An 18,364-nucleotide genomic window follows, 5' to 3' on the forward strand; every position below is an offset into this window, starting at 1 on the left:
GAGGTGGGTCGCCGCGGGCTCAGTGCTCCAGGTCGACCCGCCAGTCGTTGCATCTGATCGGGTTCCCCTTGGGGTACTCGAAATCCACCTCTCCCAGCAGGGCGAACCCCGCGCGGCGGCACACCGCGTTGGACGCGGGGTGGTCCACGCTCGGAAAGGCGTGCAGATACCGGTGGTGGCCCGCGGTCCGCGCGGCCTCGACGACCGCCCGCGCGGCCGCCGCGGCGAGCCCCCGCCCCTGGAACTCCGGCAGCACACCCCACCCGGTCTCCCACACCGATCCGCCCCGCCAGTCGCGCTGCCAGAAGCCGATCGAGCCGACGGTCTCGCCCCCGTCCGCGAGCACCACCCGGTACATGCACCCCACCTGCGGCTCCACATATCTGCGGTGCCGCCCGACGACCTGCTCCTCGCTCTCCGGCCCGCCCAGGTGCTCGGTCATCTCGGGGCTGTTGAGCCTGCGCAGCAGCCAGAGGTCGTCTTCCGCCCAGATCTCCAGCCGGACCTTCTCCGGTGCCGCTCCCTGATCCACGTTCGCCACGTCCGCCCTGTCCAACGCGTCCACCCCCGTCCGCCCGTCCACACAGATCACCGTACGACGTGGGTCTGACAGTCGGGTCCGCACACCCGGTGACCTGCTGAAACCGTGGGTCTATGCCCACAGTTCACGGAGGGCTGCGTTGACGGCGGCGGGCTGCTGGGTGTGGGGGTAGTAGCCGGGCACGCGGAGCAGCCGGGCGTCGAGCGCGTCGGCGACGGCCTCGGCGCAGGCGATCAGCGGTTCGCCCGCGTAGGTGCGGTAGAGCTCCGGCGCGTCGTGCCACGTCCCGCAGACCACCAGGGTCGGCCACGAGGCGGCCCGCAGCGGTTCGAGGGGCACCTCCGCCTCCCAGACCGGGCGCTCGCGCATCGACGTGGCCACCGCGCGCAGACGCTGCGGCGTGGGGTCGGGCACGGCCATGCCGATGCCTTCCGTGGAGGCGCGCAGATACTCCTCCGGCGTGACCGACTCCGGCACACTCTCGGCGCCCCGCACCCTGCGCAGCAGGGCTTCGACCTCCGGGTTACCGGCGGCGGCGGAGAACGCGGACGGCTGGATCAGCGTGAGCGACCGTACGAGGTCGGGTCGGCGTCCGGCGGCGAGCATGCAGGCCAGACCTCCGTTGCCGTGGCCGACCAGATGCGCGCCCCGGTCCTGTGCCGCCAGCAGCTCGACGAGGTCGTCGGCGTCGGTGTCGTAGTCGCTGCATTCGGTGTCGGGGCTCTGGCCGTAGCCCCGCCGGTCCACGAGCAGCAGGCGGTGCCGGTCCGCGAGCGGGCGTTGGGCGGCGAACCCGTACTCCTCGTCGCCACCCCAGGTGAAGATGTTGTGCACAAAGACGGCGGGGGCGCCCTGGGCGGCGTTGTCGTCCCACACCGTCACGTGGATGGCGGTCATCAGCGATCACTCCTTCGCGCAGCCCGGTGCCGCGTTCACTCAGGCACCTGCCCGCTCGGCCGCACCTCACGTGGCCACCCGCCTCGGTGTTTAACCGTTTCTCCCGCCCGGCCACCAACGGCTAGTGTCCGGATCCGGCGAGTAGCCGTAGTCCATGGGGAGTTGAGATGCCCGGTCTTCCTTGCGCGCGTTGACGGGCCTTGTTGTGTGCCGTCCGAGGGATCTCCATGTCGTTCACCTCCTCCTCCGCGCCCGGCCCTCGTCGACGTACCCCTTCGGGCCTGTGGCGCGACCGCGACTTCCGTAGCCTGTGGATCGGCCAGACCGCCTCCCAACTCGGCGAACACTCCACCCTGTTGGTGCTGCCGCTGTTCGCCGTCCTGACACTTGACGCCGGCGTCGGCGAGTTGGGCGTGCTGCGGGCGGTGGGGCAGGCGCCGATCCTGTTGCTTTCGCTGTTCGTCGGTGCGTGGGTCGACCGATGGCGGGCCCGTACGGTCATGGTGCTGACGGACGCCGGCCGGGCCCTGACGCTGGGCGCGGCGGTCGCTGCCGGGCTCTTCGGCCTGCTCGGCCTGCCCGTGCTGCTGGTCGTCGCGTTCGCCGTCGGCACCCTGTCCGTGTTCTTCGACGTGGCCTACCAGGCCTCTCTCGTACGCCTGGTGAAACGCGACCAGTTGGTGCGGGGCAACAGCGCGCTGGAGGGCAGCCGGTCCGCGGCGCAGATCGGCGGCCCGGCCCTCGGCGGCACGTTGGTGTCACTGCTGTCGGCACCGGCCGCGGCGGCCACCGGCGCGCTGTTCTTCGCACTGTCGTTCCTTTCGATACGACGGATCCGCCGGACGGAGTCGTTCCCGGAGCGCTCGGAGCCCTCGGAACGCACGGAGGTCTCGGAACGCACGGAACGCACGGAACGTCCGCCGCGGATCCGGGGACGTATCCACGAGGGCGTACGTTTTGTCGCCGCCGACTCCTCGCTGCGGACCGTGTGCCTCGCCTCGGCCGCGTTCCAGCTGTCCTTGGCCGCCGTGATGACGGTCTATCTGCTGTTCCTGCCACGCGAACTGCACCTGTCGGGCACGGCCGTCGGGCTGTCGCTCGCGGCGACGGGTCCGGGCGCGCTGGTGGGCGCGGTGCTGGCCGCGCGGCTGCCGGCCCGGTTCGGCCATGGCGCGGTACTGGTGTCCGCGGCGGCGCTCGGCGACAGTGTGTTCCTGTGCGTTCCCGCACTGCACGGCTCCTCCGCGGTCACCGTCTCCGTGCTCGTCGCGGTCAACTTCGTCTTCGGTGCCGGCGGCCAACTGGTGAACGTCACCGTCATGGCCGTCCGGCAGGCGGTCACGCCCGACGGAATGCAGGCCCGCGCGGCCGCGACGATCACCTTTGTCGGCATGGGCCTGACCCCGCTCGGCTCGCTCCTCGGCGGCTTCCTCGCGCAGGAATGGGGGCTGCGCACGGGCCTCCTGCTGAGCGCCACCGGCATGCTGCTCTCCCCGGCCCTGATGGCCCTGTCCCCACTGGCCCGCCTGGGCCGCGAACTCCCGCCCCGCGCGGACCACGCCACCGCCCTGTGATCCCACCCCTCTGATCCCAACCCGTTCGGATGAAGCCCCGGAAGACACTCGCACCTCAAATTCGAACAGGCGTACCATTGTCGCGTGGCTACGACCTACGACTTTCCCAGCGACCTCCTCGCCGGTCAGGAGGAACTGCATCAGGTCCGTTCAGAGCTGTCGTCCCTGCTCAAGCGGCTGCCCTGGTCGGTCGTACCCCTCGACGGCTTCAGCGACAACGGGGGCTGGCGCAAGGTCGAGCGCCCCGCGTCTCCCGGCTGGACGGCCGACGAACAGGCGGAGATGGAGAAGCTCCGCCGTCGCGAGCACGAACTCGCCGTCTTCATCACCACCCACCGCTACTGGTCGGAGTTCACCGGCCCGGACCGGGTGGACGCCCGCGCGCACCTCAAGCACGCCCACGAACTGCCGGTGGCACAGGAGGAGAACGGCACGGCCTGAGGGCATTTGCCGTGCCCGGCACTCATTGCACTCATCCGGGTCACGAGACCATCACTCAGCCTTCACGACACCTGTACACAGCGTCATGATGCACCCCACGCACACACCCAAGTCCGGGGGGACACCATGCGCACTCGCACCACCGCGGCCGCTCTGGCCGCCGTAGCCCTGCTCACACTCACCGCCTGCGGCTCCGGCGACGACACCGGCCCGGGCACACCGGACACCACCGCCGAGGACGCTGCCACCACCGAGGCGGAGACGGACGCGCCCGCGGACACCCCAGCGGACGACACCGACGACAACACCGGCGACGAGGCCGAGGCCGAGAGCGCCGAACTGCCCGACCTCACCGGCCAGGACCTCCAGGAGGCACAGGACACGGCCCAGGCCGCCGGCTTCTACGTCCTCGACGACCAAGACGCCAGCGGCCAGGAACGGCTCCAGATCATGGACCGCAACTGGACCGTCTGCCGTCAGGAGCCCGCGGCCGGCACCCACTCCACGGACACCCCCGTGGTCCTGTACGCGGTCAAGGACGACGAGACCTGCTGACTCCTGGTGGGCTCGGACCACAGGAAAGGCCCCCAGGAGCTTCCCTGGGGGCCTTGACCTGCTGCCTCATCCTGGTGGGCGCGGACGGTTTCGAACCGCCGACATCCTGCTTGTAAGGCAGGCGCTCTACCCCTGAGCTACGCACCCAGAACGAGTCGACAGCCTACATTGCCGGGGGCAGTGCCCCGCAAACCCGTATCCGCCCCCTTCCCTGACGTCCCCCCGAACCCACGCCGGGGGTTACCCCCACCCTTGATCCGGGAGCGGGCCGGATCCCTCAAAAGCGCCCCGCTCCATACGGTCTTAGTGGCGTCCGGGACAGGCCCGTACGGCGCCTCACAGCCCGGATCCGGGCAACGGAAAGCAGGGGGAGATCGGCATGAGCCGTTCCGTCAGAGCGCGTATGGCCGCCATGGCCGGGGTTGTCGCGGTCGTCGTCGCAGGGGTCACCGGATGCGCGTCCGCCGGCGAGGACAAGGAGCCGGAGCACCGGTCCTTCGACCTCCCGGGCAACACGCTCACCATCGACTCCGACGACTCGGCCCTGGAAATCGTCTCCTCGGACGACCAGAAGGACGGCCGTATCGACGTCACCCGCTGGTTCGAGGGCTCGGTCATGGTCGGCAAGGACCCGAAGGTGACCTGGTCCATGGACGACGACCGGCTCAAGCTGCGGCTTCAGTGCTCCGGCGTCGTCGCCGACTGCGCCGCCAAGCACCGCATCGTGGTCCCGCGCGGGGTCGCCGTGCAGGTCAAGGACGGCGACGGCAGCGTACGGGCGAGTGGATTCAAGGACGCCCTGGACATCCGCACCGGCGACGGCTCGGTCCGGGTCACCGACACCACCGGCCCGCTGAAGCTCCACACCGGCGACGGTTCCGTCCGTGCCAAGGTCGACTCCCGCGACGTCGACGCGCGCACCAGCGACGGCTCCATCCACCTCGAACTCGGCGTGGTGCCCGACCGCGTGGACTCCCACACCGGGGACGGCTCCGTCACCATCTCGCTGCCGCGCGCCACCTACAAGGTGAGCACGGAAACCGGTGACGGTGGCGTCGATGTGTCGGTGCCCCACAGCGACTCCAGCGACCATCTGGTCTCCGCCCGGACCGGCGACGGCAAAGTCACCGTCCGTACCGCGAACTAACGGGCCCGTGTGTTCGTCCTTAACCGGTGGGAGAATGACACCGGGCAGGGCGGACTAAGCACGGGAGAGGGATGTGACGGCGACACCAACTGAGCCGTATTCGCCGTTGGTGCCGTCTGCACGCCGTCCCGAGCGCCGCGCAGTACGCGACACACTGGCGCTGCTCGCCCTTCCGCTGGTCGTCGCGCTGACGCTGCCCGCCGCATTCGCGGGCGGCGGCACCCGGCGCTGGTTCGGCGGACGGGCCGAGGGCCAGCGGGCCGAGGCACAGGCCGCCAAGGACGCCGCCGCGGCCGCGTTCTACGAACTCGACACCGCCCAGCGCGATCTCCGGATCTCCATCGAGACCATCGTCGCCGTCGACGCCTCCCCCGCCGCCCGGCGGGCCGCCGCCGACTTCGAGGCGCTCGGCCGGCGCATCGACGAGGCCAGCCACCAGTACATCAACGCGGTCGACGCCCATGATCTCGACCGCGACGACCTGGAGGCCTCCGCCGCCGCCCGCGCCCGCACCGAGCTGACGAAGGCCAAGGACGAGCTGGGGCGGGTCAAGCAGGACCTCGACCGGTTCGAGAACGGGCTCGGCCCGCTGCTCGGCAAGGCCGAGACCCAGCTCGCCCGCCTCGCCCCCGCCGTCGAACGGGCCCGGCAGGCCCTCCTCGCCGCCTCCAACGCCCTGGACACCGTCCGCACCTCCGGGCTCAAGGCCGACGACCTCGCCGCCCGCCTCGCCACCCTCGCCCCGGAACTGACCAAGCTCAACCAGGGCGCCGGACAGCACGGCGTCCCCCAGACCCTGGAGCGCGCCGAACGCGTCGCCCGCGAGGCCGAGGCCATCCGCGCCGAGGCCGAGCGGCTGCCGGAGCACGCCGCCGAGATCGACCACCGGCTGGTCTCCCTGCGTACCCGCGCCCAGGCGCTCACCACCCGCGCCGGGCAGGTCCAGCCCATCCTGAGCGAGCTGCGCCGCCGGTTCACCGTCGCCTGCTGGCAGGACCTCCAGCACGTCCCCGAGCTGGCCGAGGACAACGTGCGTCAGGCCGAGCTCAAGCTCACCGAGGCCCAGACCGCCCGCGAGCAGCAGCGCTGGCCCGACGCCACCTCCCTGCTGTCGACCGCGAGGGCGCTGCTGAACACGACCGACGAGGCCGTCTCCGCCGCCGGCGACCGGCTGCGGCAGCTCAACGCCGTGCAGAAGAGCCCGCAGGCCGAGATCGACCGGACCCGGTTCGCCATCCGGGACGCCCAGCGCCTCGCCATGGCCGGCCGCAACACCCCCGACCCCCGCCACGCCCGCCCCCTCGACGACTCCGTCACCCGGCTGGATCGGGCGATCACCACCCTCGAGGGCCGCCACCCCGACTACTGGCACTTCCTCACCGAGACCGAGGCCGTACGCCAGGCCGTGGCCCACGTCGTCTCCCAGATCCGCGAGGAGCGCGGGGGCGGCGCCCACTGAGCCGTTGCCCGATCCGCGCGCCGGGCGGATATTGGTGGTGGGAGTACGGATGGCCTCCGCTCGCACCCAAGGGAGGCGGACAATGGCCACACACGCACTGCACGGGGGAACCCGGCGACGGATCCGGCTCGACGAGCACCTGCCCACCGACCACCGTCTGAGCACGGTGTACCGGGTCGGGGCCGGCCTGATGGGGCTGGCACTGCTCGCCTTCGGCATTCTCGGCCTGACCAACAACATCGGCTTCTTCGACACCGGCGGTGACCAGGTCGTCGGCCTGAACACCAACGGCGCGCTGAGCGTGCTGTCCATCTGTGTCGGCGTGCTGCTGATCGTCGGCATGGTGATCGGCGGGAACGTCGCCTCCACCCTCAACATGACCCTCGGCATCCTCTTCATCCTCAACGGCTTCCTGAACCTCGGGCTGCTGGAAACCGACTACAACTTCCTCGCGTTCAAGATCCAGAACGTGCTGTTCAGCTTTGTCGTCGGCCTCCTCCTGATGACCTTCGGGATGTACGGACGGGTCGGCTCGGCCCTGCCGCACGACAACCCCTACTGGCGGGCCCGCCATCCGGACTCCGCCGCGGCGGAACAGCGAGCCCGCGCCCTGAGCGCTCCCCCGCCCGCCGCGAACCCGCGCCCACCGGACGGCGCCGGTTAACCTGTGCGCATGCCTCGCTACGAGTACCGCTGCCGGACCTGCGGCGACACGTTCGAACTGAGCCGTCCCATGGCCCAGTCCTCCGACCCCGCCGACTGCCCCGCCGGCCACGGCGACACGGTCAAGCTCCTGTCCACCGTCGCCGTCGCCGGCACGGCCTCCGCGGGCCCGGCCCCGGGTCCTGCCGCCGGTGGTGGCGGCGGTGGCTGCTGCGGGGGCGGCTGCTGCGGCTGACGGGGAAGGCGCTTCACGCCCCCAGATATCTGAGCACCGCCAGCACTCTTCGTGAGTAGCCTTCGCCTCCCGTCAGTTCGAGCTTGTCGAAAATCGCGTTGATGTGCTTCTCCACACCGCTCAGGGAGATGTGGAGCCGTCGGGCGATGGCCGCGTTGGTGTGCCCCTGCGCCATCTCGGCCAGCACGTCCCGCTCACGCACGGTGAGCCGGCCCAGCAGGTCGCTGTGCTCACTTCGGCCGAGCAACTGCCGCACCACCTCCGGGTCGAAGGCCGCTCTGCCCTGCCCCACCCGCTCCAACGCGTCCAGGAACTCGTCCACTTGGACCACCCGGTCCTTCAGCAGATACCCCACCCCCTCCGAAGCTCCCGTCAACAGCTCGGTCGCGTACCGCTTCTCCACGTACTGCGACAGCACCAGCACCCCCACTCCCGGCCAGCGCTCCCGGATCTCCAGCGCCGCCCGCAGCCCCTCGTCACTGTGCGTCGGCGGCATCCGGACATCCGCGACCACAACGTCCGGCTGCTCCTCGGCGACCGCCTTCAGCAGCAACTCGGCGTTACCCACTGCGGCCAGCACCTCGTGCCCCTCCTCGTTGAGGAGCCGCACCAGCCCTTCCCGCAGCAGGGTCGAGTCCTCCGCCAGCATCACTCGCACGGCAACTCCGCGGTCACCAGGGTCGGACCACCCTGCGGACTGACCACCTCCAGCTTGCCGTCCATGGCGGCGACTCTTCGCGCCAGCCCGAACAGGCCACTGCCCAGCGGGTTCGCCCCACCACAGCCGTCGTCCTCGACGAACACGTACAACGAACCGCCCTCCGTCCCGATCCCCACCGTTATCCGGCGCGCCGCCGCGTGCTTGACCGCGTTGGTCACGGCCTCGCAGACGACGAAGTAGGCCACGGTCGCGACCGTCCGCTCCGGCTCCTCCGCCAGCTCGTACTGCACCCGCACCGGCACGGAGGAGCGCTCGGCGACCGTCTCCAACGCGGCCCGCAGACCCGCCTCGTCGAGAGCCGTCGGGTAGATCCGCCAGGCGACGTCGCGCAACTCGCCCAGAGCCTGCCGGCTTTCGTCGTGGGCCTGTCTCAGCAGCCGGTCCACATGCTCCGGATCCTTGCCCCGCAGCGCACGCCCCAGCAGCATGCCCAGGGCGACAAGCCGCTGCTGGACGCCGTCGTGCAGATCCCGCTCGATACGGCGCCGCTCGTCGTGCACCGCTTCGACCACCGCGGCCCGGCTGGCCGCCAGCTCGGCGATCCGCCGCTCCAGCTCCTCCTGGTGGCTCGGGCCCAACAGGCGTCTCGCCAGCTGCCGTTCCAGCTCGACCACGCCGAATATCCCCTGTACCGCCAGGAACATGAGGAACAGCCCACCGAGGGTGCCGAACACCACCGAGCCCGGGTGCTCGATGTCCACGATCAGCCAGCCGTAGGTCCAGAACGTGCCGTAGCCGAGGCCGACGGCGACCGAGAACATCACGATCGCGCCCAGGGCTCCCAGGAGCCAGCGCCCCGCTATGTACCGCACCGCCTGGGCGTCGTCGTACACCGGGGCCGCCGACACACCCAGCCAGACTCTGAGCCGGCCGCGCTCCAACTCCGTCAGTCTCCGCGCGAGCGCGAACACCGGCCGCAGCACGGCCCGGCGTCCGCTCGGCCAGGCCAGCACGGGCAGCAGGGCCAGCGCGGACAGGACGGTGAAGCACAGCTCGACGACGGCGGTGGCGGCTCCCGTCATGAGCCCCACCCCGCATCGCACTCCACGTCGCACCGCATTTCGCATGATCGCAACGCTAGTCGGGCGGCGAGAGGCCACACACTGAGGAAAACCGCAATTCCCTACTGCGGTCGACCGCAGTCGATCATGCGGTCTTCCTCAGGGTCCCTTCAGCTTCGGATTTCTACTGTGATTGGCATGACAGCCATCGCAGCGCTCACGGCGGCGCAGACGACGGCCACGTCGGCTCCGATGCCGGCCATGGCCGCGGACGGCGCTGCCGCGCCACAGTGGATCAACGACCTCATGGACACCATGGGCGCTCCCGGAGCCGGCCTCGCCGTGGCCCTGGAGAACCTGTTTCCTCCCCTGCCGAGCGAGGTGATCCTGCCCCTGGCCGGATTCGCTTCGAGCACGGGACAGATGAACCTGTACGCGGCCCTGCTGTGGACGACTGCGGGTTCGGTGATCGGCGCGTTCGCCCTGTACGGGATCGGCGCACTGCTCGGCCGGGACCGCACGGTCGCCCTGGCCGGCCGGTTGCCGCTGGTGAAGGTCGCGGACATAGAGAGAACGGAGGCGTGGTTCCTCCGGCACGGCACAAAGGCCGTGTTCTTCGGGCGGATGATCCCCATCTTCCGCAGTCTGATCTCCGTGCCGGCGGGCGTCGAGCGTATGCCGCTGCCGGTCTTCCTCGGCCTGACGGCACTGGGCAGCGCGATCTGGAACACGGTCTTTGTGCTCGCCGGCTATTTCCTCGGGGAGAACTGGACCGAGGTCACGGCGGTGGTGTCCACCTACTCGAAGGTGGTTCTCGCCGTCGCCGCCCTCGCGGTCCTGGTCTTCGTCGTCCTGCGCGTGCTGCGCCCGGGGCGCGGGATACGGAGGCGCGGGCGCGGCGGGGCGCAGGGCCGCGGGGGCTCCGACAAGACTGACGGCGCGGATGGGGACGGGGGTGAGGATGGAGACGAGGGCATATCCGCCGGGCGGTCATCCCACTCCAACGGATCCCGGTCCAGGACCCGTTAGAGCGTGAGCGAACGCGCGTCCCTACTGCGGCTCTCGGCACACCCGCAGGAACTCGCGGAGGATGCGCTCGCCCGCCAGCACCCCTCGCTCGGGAAGGATGCTGACCGTGGGGGCGCTCCAGCCGCTGTCGGCCAGCTCGCCGTGGCCGGGACGCCAGCCCCGGTCCGCCGCGAGGAGCAGGTCGGCGTCGAGCAGGGAGTCGCCGGCCGCGAGGGTGAGGTCGGCTCCGGTGCGCCGGGCGATCTCGCGCATGGCGGCGCTCTTGGTCAGGGGCTTGGGTACGGCGTAGATCTTGCGGCCCTGGAGGGAGACCGTCCAGCCGCGGTTCTCCGCCCAGACCGCGAGTTCCTTCACCCAGTCCTCGGGCAGGAGCTCCCGCTCGACGACGAGGTAGGCGAAGAGGTCGTCGGCGACCCGGTGCTTGCGGACCCACTCCGGGTCGGCGGAGCTCTCCAGGTGGGCGCGGATCTCGGCGAGTGGGGCGCACTCGTCGGCGAGGCGGTTGGTGACCCGGGTGTGCCAGTCGGGGTCGGCGACTCCGTCGACGAGGAGGTGGCCGCCGTTGGCGCAGATCGCGAACCGGGGTGCCGGGCCGGGGAGGTTGATCCGCTCGTACTGTCTGCGGGTGCGGGTGGTGGTCGGTACGAAGAAGGCGATGTCGCCGAGGTCGGTGAGGAGTTGGGCCGAGGTCTCGGTCATGTAGGACAGCGGCTTGCTCTCGTGCACCTCGACGCAGAGCAGTCGGGGGGCGCGCGCGTCGGGCATGGTCAGCGCGAGAGCGGCGGAGGAGTAGATGAGCGTTCGGTCGAGATCGCTCGCCACCAGGACCGGCATCAGAGTGCCACCGCCTTTCCGTCGGCGCCGGTCGCGCCGCGTGTGTACTTGGGATGGATCAACCCGACGCAGGTGTAGGGAAGTTCGGGGACCTCTTCGACCGGGACGCCGCGCTGCTCGGCGAGGAGGCGGACATGGTCGAGGTCGGCGGCGGCGCCGGCCCTGGCGAGGATCTTCCACGGCACACGGCGCAACAGGACGCGGGTGGTCTCGCCGACGCCGGGCTTGACGAGGTTGACGTCGTGGATGCCGTACTCCTCGCTGATGCGTTCGACGGCGGCCCAGCCGGCCCAGGTGGGGCTGCGGTCACCGGCCAGGAGTTCCTTGACGGCGGCGGTGACGGTGTCGGCAACCTCGGGGAAGCGGGCGGAGATGGCGTCGAGGAAGGCGGTGGAGACGTCGGCGCCGGCGAGTTCGCGGTAGAACTTCGCGCCGTGGAAGTCGTCCGGGCCGACGAGGTCGGCGCGCAGGACGGTGCGGGATATCAGGCCGGAGACCGTGGAGTTGAGGCAGGCGGAGGGGATGAGGAAGTCCTCGCGGGTGCCGTAGGTGCGCACGCAGGAGCCGGGGTCGGCCAGGACGGCGATCTCCGGGTCGAATCCACTGACCTGGTGGTCGTGCTCGAACTGGCGGATGGCGTCGGCGAGTTCGCGGGTGATGGCGCCCTTGCCGGTCCAGCCGTCGACGAAGACGACGTCGGAGGGGTCGTGGTGGTCGGCCAGCCAGCGCAGGGCGTTGGCGTCGATTCCGCGGCCTCGGACGATGGAGACGGCGTAGTGCGGCAGGTCGAGGCCGTGGCGGTGCTGGGCCCAGCGGCGCATGAGGACGCCGACCGGGGTGCCGGCGCGGGCGAGGGAGACGAGGACGGGGCGGGGTGAGCGTTCGGTGAGGACGGTCTCGGTGACGACGCCGACGGCCTGGGCGATACGGGTGGCGGAGGTGGCGAGGGCGGCATGGAAAAGGTGTTGGTACTGGTCGCTGGGCTGGTATTCCACGGGCAGCGACTCGGCGTAGTGGGCGCCGCCGCTCTGGATCGCCTCTTCGCGTTCCTCGGTCGGTGCCTCCAGGGTGACGTCCGAGAGGTCCTGGAGGAGCCACCCCACGTCTTCCGGGGCGTAGGAGGAGAAGGCGGGGCCGCGGAGGGGCTCGGGCAGCATGGCGGTTCTGGCTCCGGGGGTGGCGGGGGTGTGCGGGGGCTCGGGGACATGACTGGGGACGACCGCGAGCAGGACGTGCGGGGTGTGGTCGGCGAGCCGGGCGAGGAGGCCGTCGGGGGCGTGCAGGGCCGGGGTGTCGGCGGTCGAGTCGACCACGGCGACGACGGCGTCGAAGTGGGCGCCGGCGACGTTGTAGGCGTAGCGCTCGCCGGGGCCGTCGGCCGGGTTGTCGTGGGCCGGGAAGACGAGGCGGCTGCGGATGGCGTAGCCGGGGTCGTCGACGGCGAGGACGGGAGAGCGGGTGGTGGTGGAGAAGCGTACGTCGACGCCGTCGAGGGTTGTTTCGAGCTCGCGGGCGAGGCGGAGCGGGGCGTACATCAGTTCCTCGAAGCCGAGGACGAGGACGCGGCGGGCGCCGCTCGGGAGTGCCTCGGCGAGGCGGGCGCCCATGGCGGGTGTCGCGGCTTCCAGACGTTCGCGGTGGGCGGGGGTGAAACCGTGACGGCCGCCGTCGGGGAGGCCGGCGGGCCAGTGCAGGGGGACGCGGGTGACGGTTCCGGGCGCGGTGTCCGGGAGGGTGCCGTCGGGTATGAGGGCGTCCTGGGCCGTTTGGGCGGTCTCGGCGGGCGGCTGGTGTGCGGCTTCGGCGGCGGTGTTGGCGCGGTGTTCGTGTTCGGCGACGAGGGCCTGGCCCTTTTCCAGGACGCCCTCGGGGAGGTGGACGGTGCCGCGGGCCGCGGTGACGAGGTCGACGCGGGCGCCGATCTCGTGGGCGAACTCGGTCAGGCGGCCCTGGTCGGCGGCGGAGCGCATGTCGACGAGGGCGACGACGACATACCGGTCGCGGGGGTAGCGCTCGTGGAGGGCGCGGATGGTGTTGAGGACGGTGTTGCCGGTGGAGAACTCGTCGTCGACGAGGATCAGCGGGCCGTCGCCGGCCAGCAGGGCGGGGTCCTCGGGGAGGAGCAGATGGGCGGTGGCGTGGGAGTGGGACTCCTCGAACCCGCCGGCGGGGGCTACGCCGGGTACGGGGCGACGGGTGGAGTGCAGATAGGGGGCGGCGTCGATGCCGTCGGCGACGGAGTGGCCGAGGGCGGTGGCGGTCTCGGCGTAGCCGAGGACGACGGCGGTGCGGGTGAGTTCGTCGCCGAGCAGTTCGCGGACGCGGCGGCCGAGGGTGTGGCCGTAGCCGTGGACGACGGACGGTGTCTGCGGTACGTGCTTGCCGAGCACGTGGGAGACGAGGAGGTGGGCCCGTTTGGGGTTGCGGCGCAGGGCGAGGCCGAGGAGTTGGGGCAGTCCGTCGTCGCCGGTGAGTTCGACGCCGAGGCGTTGGGCGACCCAGGTCCCGGACCAGACGTCGTCGTCGCCGGGAGCCGGGGTGGTCTCGCGGGACCCGGTGGCCGGGTCGGGCGGGGTGTCGGAGCCCGTGGCGTCGTCCCCGTTGTGCACTGCCTTGTTCATGCGTCCCTTGGTGGGTAGGTGCCGGTTCAGGTCGGTATTCCGGCGGCGAGCAGCTCCACGAAGCCGATGTCCTCGTTGGCCACGCCGAAGGCTTCGGCGCGCAGGACGGTGCGTTCGGCCCAGGCGCGGTGCGGCTTCACCTCGTTCATTTTGTTGGTGTAGGCGGAGCGCAGGACACCCCCGCCGTTGCGGTCCGGGCGCAGGATGTCCTGGGCGTCGGAGAACTCCTCGTGGCTGACCACCGACAGGGCGTGCACGGGAAGGACGTGGGAGGGGTGGATGCAGGTTTTGCCGAGGAGGCCGTTGGCCTGGTCCAGGGCGATCTCGCGGAGCAGTCCGTCCATGGCGTGCTCGATGAGGGCCTCGCGCAGTTCGTCGGCCTGGCCTTCGAGGAAGGGGCTGCGGCGCAGCTGGGGCTTGAACATACGTTCCTGCACGCGGAAGTACTCCCACACGGGCCCGGTCACGGTGAACCCGGTGCCGTCGGCGCGGCCCAGCATGTTGACCACGTCGGCGATCACGGAGGCGACGACCTGGACGTCGTAGGCGGTCATGTCGGGGCCTCGGCGCAGGCCGTAGGAGGAGCAGAAGTCGGTGACTCCGAGGCGCAGGGCGAGGACGCGGTCGCGGAACTTGTCGACCGCGCGGAAGATGCCCTCCAGGGTCTCCACGCGGGTTTCGCGGTAGAGCAGCTCGGGGGACTCCAGGACGGGCATCGCGAAGAGCCGGCTGCCGCTGGCCGCCTCGGCGGTGGCGAGGGCCTCCAGGAAGGGGATGCCGCGCTCCTCGGTGAACTTGGGGAGCACGAATCCGGACAGCAGCGCGGACGCGGGGCCGAGCCGGCGGACGAGGTCGGGGATCTGACCGGGGGCGCGGACGCGGATGAAGAGCAGTGGCGGGTCGGCGGCGTAGGGGGCGCGCTCGGCGAGGGCCCTGATCTGGCGTACGAGGTTCTCCTCGGCGTCCACGACTTCCGCGTCGTCGATCGAGTCCTCCAGGCAGAGCACCATCGACACCACGCCGCGGCCTGACTGCTTGACGATGTCGTCGGCGAGCTTCGGCCTGGTCGCAGGGCTGTAGAGGGTGGCCCCGAGGGCCACGGCGAGCAGCCGAGCGGAGGAGTCGGCGGTGAACTCGCACGGCTCCTGATGAAAGAGGCGTCGCCGCACCTCAGGGGCGATGTGCCCGAAATGACGCATAAATCTCCCCCGTAATGTCGGAAAGGCCAGGTAGATCGCGACAGGTGGCCGGTAATAGTACGTAAGAGTCCATGTCAGGGGTTCCCGGAGGGCGTGAATTTCAGGTAACGCAGGCAAGCACAACCCCTTCCATGGTGCACCCATCACCGGGCAGGACCCACATTGTCGTGAGCAGGACCGAGAGGGCAGGATGACCGCATGACGCACGCGATGCTGAAAGGGTCGAACGTCCCGCTGGAAGCGACGACGGTGCACGCCGTGCTGCGCTGGACGCCTGGGCAGGGGGTCCCGGACGTAGATGCCTCGGCGCTGCTCCTCGGCCCCGACGGGCGCGTGCGTTCCGACGAGGACTTCGTCTTCTACAACCAGCCCCGGCACCCCTCCGGACAGGTCTGGCGGCTCGGCAAGAAGCGGGTCGCCGAGGGCCTCACCGACACGATCCAGACAGATCTCTCCGCTGTCGAGCCCAGTGTCGGCCGGATTCTGCTGGTCGCGTCGGCGGACGGGGTGACGTTCGACCGCGTACGGGCACTGCGCATCCTGCTGTACGACGCGGCGGCGCCGGACGGGGAACCGCTGACGTACTTCGACGTGAAGCCCGCGACCGGCGAGGAGACCGCGCTGATCTGCGGTGAGCTGTACCGGCGGGGTGACGGGTGGAAGTTCCGGGCGCTCGGCGAGGGGTATTCGAACGGGCTGCGGGGGCTCGCGACCGACTTCGGTATCTCCGTGGACGAGGCGGAGGTCGTGGAGGAGGCGGAGGCCGCGCGGCTGGCCGCCTCGCAGCAGGAGGCTGCGCGGCAGGAGGCCGCGTTGCAGTCGGGGGCGATGCAGCAGGCGTCCTCCGGACAGGCGACGGTGGTGCAGGGGTCCTCCGTGGGGGTCGGGGCGGGGGCGGACGCGTCGCGGCCGTTGCCGCCCGAGCAGCCTCCCGGGGTGCCGGGGCAGGGTGGGGGGTCGGGGTACGGGTATCCGCAGCCGGCTGCCGCCTCTGCCGGTACGGCGCCTGTGCCGTCGTATGGGTATCCCCAGGCGGGGAGCCAGTCCGCGTACGGGTATCCGCAGGCGGGGAGTCAGCCCGCGTACGGGTATCCGCAGCCGGTGGGGGCGGTGGTGCCCGATCCCGACTTCCGGCTGCCGCCGCAGGGGCCGCAGTTCATCGGGCGGTAGCCGTTGGAGCGGGCCGCCCCCAGGCGCGGTACCGGCGCTGCGACGCCCCCGGGGTTGCCGTACAGGCGCCTCGCGCAGCCCGGCGCGACGGGGGCCCCGCCGCGCCCACCCTCCCCCATCGCCCCAGGCGGCACGCATGCCCGCGGCTACGCGGGGAGGGCTTTTGCTTTTGGGGGCGCGGGGAACTGCGCGATCAGCCCCCACCGGGCCCGCGCCCGACCACGGCCCCCCAACCCCCAACCCCCCGCCCCCCTACTTCTCCGCCTTCGACTTGTGCCCCCGGCCCCACTGGAGGCCCCACCCGTACAGGCGGTCCAGTTCACCCTGGAAGCCGTAGACGAACTTGACCTCCCGGCGGACCATCAGTTCGTCCTTGACGTTCTCGATCATGACGACCGCGCACGAGCGGGCCTGCGGATGGCGTTCGTCGAGGCCGATCTCGATACGGGGCCCGTTGCTCGGGTAGAGCGTCACGATGGCGTGGGTGCGGTCGAACGCCGGGGTCTGGTCGTAGATGTAGACGAAGACCAGGATGCGTTTGATGGCCTCGCGGTGGTCGAGATTGACGTAGATCGTCTCGCCGGACGCCGAGCCGAACCGGTCGTCGCCGCTGAGCTTCACGTACGGCGGCGAGTTGATGTCGCCGAGGAAGCCGCCGAGCGGCTGGACGACGCCCTTGGTGCCGTCCTGGAGTTCGTAGAGACAGCCGAGGTCGAGGTCGACGTTGACCATGCTCTGGCTGTGGCCCATCACCTCGGGCGGCTTGAGCGCCTTGAAGGGGTGCCGCAGCAGACTCTCCCGCTGTAGCCCGCCTATGTCGGAACTCCGCATCCGCCAGGTCAGGTTGATACGCAGGTTGCCGGTCGCGGCGCCCTGTTTGGTCAGTGACACCTGACTGTGCCGTTTGGTCAGCTCGATCGAGTTGGTCGCCGCGCTGCCCGAGTCGAACTCGGCCTCGCGTCCGCGCCAGAAAGCGTCGAACAACCCCATTCCCGCCCCCACTTCACACCACTCACAACACTCGCGGCATACTCTCGACAGCCGTGCGGGGCGGCACAGCGAGGACTGATTCCTCGGTACCGCCCCGCACAGAGCGTTCCTCACCCACGGGAGTGTCACACGCCGGACGAGACCTCAGTCTTGTCGTCCGACCCCGAGGCTTTTCCCTCGGCCGCCGCGATCGCGCGGTTGCGCCGGACCGAGGACCAGAAGGACCAGGCGATCAGGAGCACACCGACACTTCCGGTGATGAACTCACTGATCTCGTACTGGATGGTGACCAGCAGGATGACGGCGAGCGCGCCGATCGCGTAGTGGGCGCCGTGCTCCAGGTAGACGTAGTCGTCGAGGGTGCCCTGGCGGACCAGGTACACGGTCAGCGACCGGACGTACATCGCGCCGACGCCGAGACCGAGCGCCATCAGGACGATGTCGTTGGTGATGGCGAAGGCGCCGATCACACCGTCGAAGGAGAACGACGCGTCCAGGACCTCCAGGTAGAGGAACATGAAGAACGCCGCCTGGCCGGCCAGCAGGATGACCGGCTTGCCCTCCCGTTTGGCCTTCTCCTCCTCCTCGTGTTCGCGTTCCTCCTCCTCTTCGAGCTTGTTCTCGAAGTAGCTGGAGAGACCACCGACGATCATGTACGTGATCAGGCCTCCGACGCCGGAGAGCAGTACGGTCTCCGCCTTGTCGGCCGGGCCCGCGTGCAGATGCGCATGGGTCGCGAAGGTCATCGACGTGATCAGCAGGATGATCAGGGCGATGCAGACGGACAGCATGTCGACCTTGCCGAGCTTGGCCAGCGGCCGCTCCAGCCAGGTCAGCCACTTGATGTCCCGGTCCTCGAAGATGAAGTCCAGGAAGATCATCAGCAGGAACATGCCACCGAACGCGGCGATCGCCGGGTGCGCGTCGGTGACGAGCTCCTGGTAGCGGTCCTTGTCGGTGAGAGCGAGGTCGACGGCCTCGATCGGGCCCATCTGGGCGCTGACGGCGACGATGACGACGGGGAACACCAGCCGCATACCGAAGACGGCGATGAGGATGCCGATGGTCAGGAAGATGCGCTGCCAGAAGGCGTTCATCTTCTTCAGGATTCCGGCGTTGACCACTGCGTTGTCGAAGGACAGCGAGATCTCGAGGACGGAAAGGATCGCCACGATGCCGAGCGCGGTCCACCCCCCGTACAAGACCGCCGCGACGAGGCCGAGCGCGGTGACCGCGAACGACCAGCCGAAGGTTTTCAGAACCACTGGCTACCCAATCCCTTGTGTA

18 protein-coding genes and 1 tRNA gene are annotated in these 18,364 nt (G+C 70.4%); 9 read left to right on the forward strand and 10 right to left on the reverse strand.

The genetic code is table 11. From position 1 onward, the window contains the following. Window positions 1–19: 19 nt before the first annotated feature. Both ACIQAC_RS03240 and ACIQAC_RS03245 read right to left on the reverse strand, forming a co-directional pair. Window positions 20–565, reverse strand: coding sequence for a GNAT family N-acetyltransferase (locus ACIQAC_RS03240; RefSeq protein WP_402186954.1), 546 nt, complete (start codon window positions 563–565; stop codon window positions 20–22). Window positions 566–652: 87 nt separating this feature from the next. After that, the gene (locus ACIQAC_RS03245; protein ID WP_402186452.1) at window positions 653–1,438 is read right to left on the reverse strand and encodes an alpha/beta fold hydrolase; all 786 of its coding nucleotides are present in this window, start codon (window positions 1,436–1,438) and stop codon (window positions 653–655) included. Between the two features lie 227 nt (window positions 1,439–1,665). Here ACIQAC_RS03245 and ACIQAC_RS03250 point away from each other — a divergent pair, with 227 nt between their 5' ends. The 3 genes from ACIQAC_RS03250 (at window position 1,666) to ACIQAC_RS03260 (ending at window position 4,008) form a co-directional block, all read left to right on the forward strand. Further along, window positions 1,666–3,012, forward strand: coding sequence for an MFS transporter (locus ACIQAC_RS03250; RefSeq protein WP_402186454.1), 1,347 nt, complete (start codon window positions 1,666–1,668; stop codon window positions 3,010–3,012). An 84-nt stretch (window positions 3,013–3,096) separates the two neighbouring features. Next, on the forward strand, window positions 3,097–3,453 hold the full coding sequence (locus ACIQAC_RS03255) for a hypothetical protein (RefSeq protein ID WP_402186456.1): 357 nt from the start codon (window positions 3,097–3,099) through the stop codon (window positions 3,451–3,453). Window positions 3,454–3,579: 126 nt separating this feature from the next. Next, entirely contained in the window at window positions 3,580–4,008 is a 429-nt protein-coding gene (locus tag ACIQAC_RS03260; RefSeq protein ID WP_402186457.1) for a PASTA domain-containing protein, read from the forward strand. Between the two features lie 72 nt (window positions 4,009–4,080). On the opposite strand, the gene ACIQAC_RS03265 is transcribed toward ACIQAC_RS03260, so the two are convergent. Next, window positions 4,081–4,155: transfer RNA gene (locus ACIQAC_RS03265), tRNA-Val, on the reverse strand. A 232-nt stretch (window positions 4,156–4,387) separates the two neighbouring features. On the opposite strand from ACIQAC_RS03265, the gene ACIQAC_RS03270 reads away from it, so the two are divergent. The 4 genes from ACIQAC_RS03270 to ACIQAC_RS03285 all read left to right on the forward strand — a co-directional run bounded on the left by ACIQAC_RS03270 (window position 4,388) and on the right by ACIQAC_RS03285 (window position 7,512). Further along, a complete protein-coding gene (locus ACIQAC_RS03270; RefSeq protein ID WP_402186458.1) occupies window positions 4,388–5,155 on the forward strand; it encodes a DUF4097 family beta strand repeat-containing protein in 768 nt (255 codons plus the stop codon). Between the two features lie 73 nt (window positions 5,156–5,228). Continuing rightward, window positions 5,229–6,614, forward strand: a complete 1,386-nt coding sequence (locus ACIQAC_RS03275; RefSeq protein ID WP_402186460.1) for a hypothetical protein — start codon at window positions 5,229–5,231, stop codon at window positions 6,612–6,614. Between the two features lie 82 nt (window positions 6,615–6,696). Then, window positions 6,697–7,278, forward strand: coding sequence for a DUF4383 domain-containing protein (locus ACIQAC_RS03280; RefSeq protein WP_402186461.1), 582 nt, complete (start codon window positions 6,697–6,699; stop codon window positions 7,276–7,278). A 9-nt stretch (window positions 7,279–7,287) separates the two neighbouring features. Beyond that, window positions 7,288–7,512 carry a zinc ribbon domain-containing protein gene (locus ACIQAC_RS03285; RefSeq protein ID WP_402186462.1) on the forward strand — a complete coding sequence of 75 codons (225 nt, stop codon included), beginning with the start codon at window positions 7,288–7,290 and terminating at the stop codon, window positions 7,510–7,512. Window positions 7,513–7,525: 13 nt separating this feature from the next. Here ACIQAC_RS03285 and ACIQAC_RS03290 read toward each other — a convergent pair whose 3' ends face one another. Together ACIQAC_RS03290 and ACIQAC_RS03295 are read right to left on the reverse strand one after the other, a co-directional pair. Continuing rightward, entirely contained in the window at window positions 7,526–8,170 is a 645-nt protein-coding gene (locus ACIQAC_RS03290; protein ID WP_402186463.1) for a response regulator, read from the reverse strand. After that, window positions 8,161–9,255 carry a sensor histidine kinase gene (locus ACIQAC_RS03295; protein WP_402186465.1) on the reverse strand — a complete coding sequence of 365 codons (1,095 nt, stop codon included), beginning with the start codon at window positions 9,253–9,255 and terminating at the stop codon, window positions 8,161–8,163. Before ACIQAC_RS03295 ends, ACIQAC_RS03290 begins: the two co-directional genes overlap by 10 nt. 231 nt (window positions 9,256–9,486) lie before the next feature. On the opposite strand from ACIQAC_RS03295, the gene ACIQAC_RS03300 reads away from it, so the two are divergent. Further along, window positions 9,487–10,263 (forward strand): DedA family protein, encoded by a 777-nt coding sequence (locus tag ACIQAC_RS03300; protein WP_402186956.1) that lies wholly within the window; start codon window positions 9,487–9,489, stop codon window positions 10,261–10,263. Between the two features lie 21 nt (window positions 10,264–10,284). Here the strand turns inward: ACIQAC_RS03300 and ACIQAC_RS03305 are convergent, their stop codons facing one another. Genes ACIQAC_RS03305 through ACIQAC_RS03315 form a run of 3 tightly spaced genes read right to left on the reverse strand, consistent with a single transcriptional unit; the run spans window position 10,285 to window position 14,917 of the window. Continuing rightward, on the reverse strand, window positions 10,285–11,097 hold the full coding sequence (locus ACIQAC_RS03305) for an HAD family hydrolase (protein WP_402186467.1): 813 nt from the start codon (window positions 11,095–11,097) through the stop codon (window positions 10,285–10,287). Further along, window positions 11,097–13,718, reverse strand: coding sequence for a phosphoribosyltransferase (locus tag ACIQAC_RS03310; RefSeq protein ID WP_402186469.1), 2,622 nt, complete (start codon window positions 13,716–13,718; stop codon window positions 11,097–11,099). The genes ACIQAC_RS03305 and ACIQAC_RS03310 overlap by 1 nt, the downstream gene beginning before the upstream one ends. Window positions 13,719–13,744: 26 nt before the next feature. Then, on the reverse strand, window positions 13,745–14,917 hold the full coding sequence (locus ACIQAC_RS03315; RefSeq protein WP_402186470.1) for an HpcH/HpaI aldolase/citrate lyase family protein: 1,173 nt from the start codon (window positions 14,915–14,917) through the stop codon (window positions 13,745–13,747). A 198-nt stretch (window positions 14,918–15,115) separates the two neighbouring features. Here ACIQAC_RS03315 and ACIQAC_RS03320 point away from each other — a divergent pair, with 198 nt between their 5' ends. Further along, window positions 15,116–16,087: a TerD family protein gene (locus tag ACIQAC_RS03320; protein WP_402186472.1), complete on the forward strand. Its 972-nt coding sequence runs from the start codon at window positions 15,116–15,118 to the stop codon at window positions 16,085–16,087. 252 nt (window positions 16,088–16,339) lie between these two features. On the opposite strand, the gene ACIQAC_RS03325 is transcribed toward ACIQAC_RS03320, so the two are convergent. Both ACIQAC_RS03325 and ACIQAC_RS03330 read right to left on the reverse strand, forming a co-directional pair. Next, window positions 16,340–17,077, reverse strand: coding sequence for a Tellurium resistance (locus tag ACIQAC_RS03325; RefSeq protein WP_402186473.1), 738 nt, complete (start codon window positions 17,075–17,077; stop codon window positions 16,340–16,342). Window positions 17,078–17,202: 125 nt separating this feature from the next. Beyond that, window positions 17,203–18,342: a DUF475 domain-containing protein gene (locus ACIQAC_RS03330; protein WP_402186475.1), complete on the reverse strand. Its 1,140-nt coding sequence runs from the start codon at window positions 18,340–18,342 to the stop codon at window positions 17,203–17,205. Window positions 18,343–18,364: the final 22 nt, after the last annotated feature.

The sequence above is a fragment of the Streptomyces sp. NPDC088387 genome (assembly GCF_044753385.1).
Classification (GTDB): domain Bacteria; phylum Actinomycetota; class Actinomycetes; order Streptomycetales; family Streptomycetaceae; genus Streptomyces.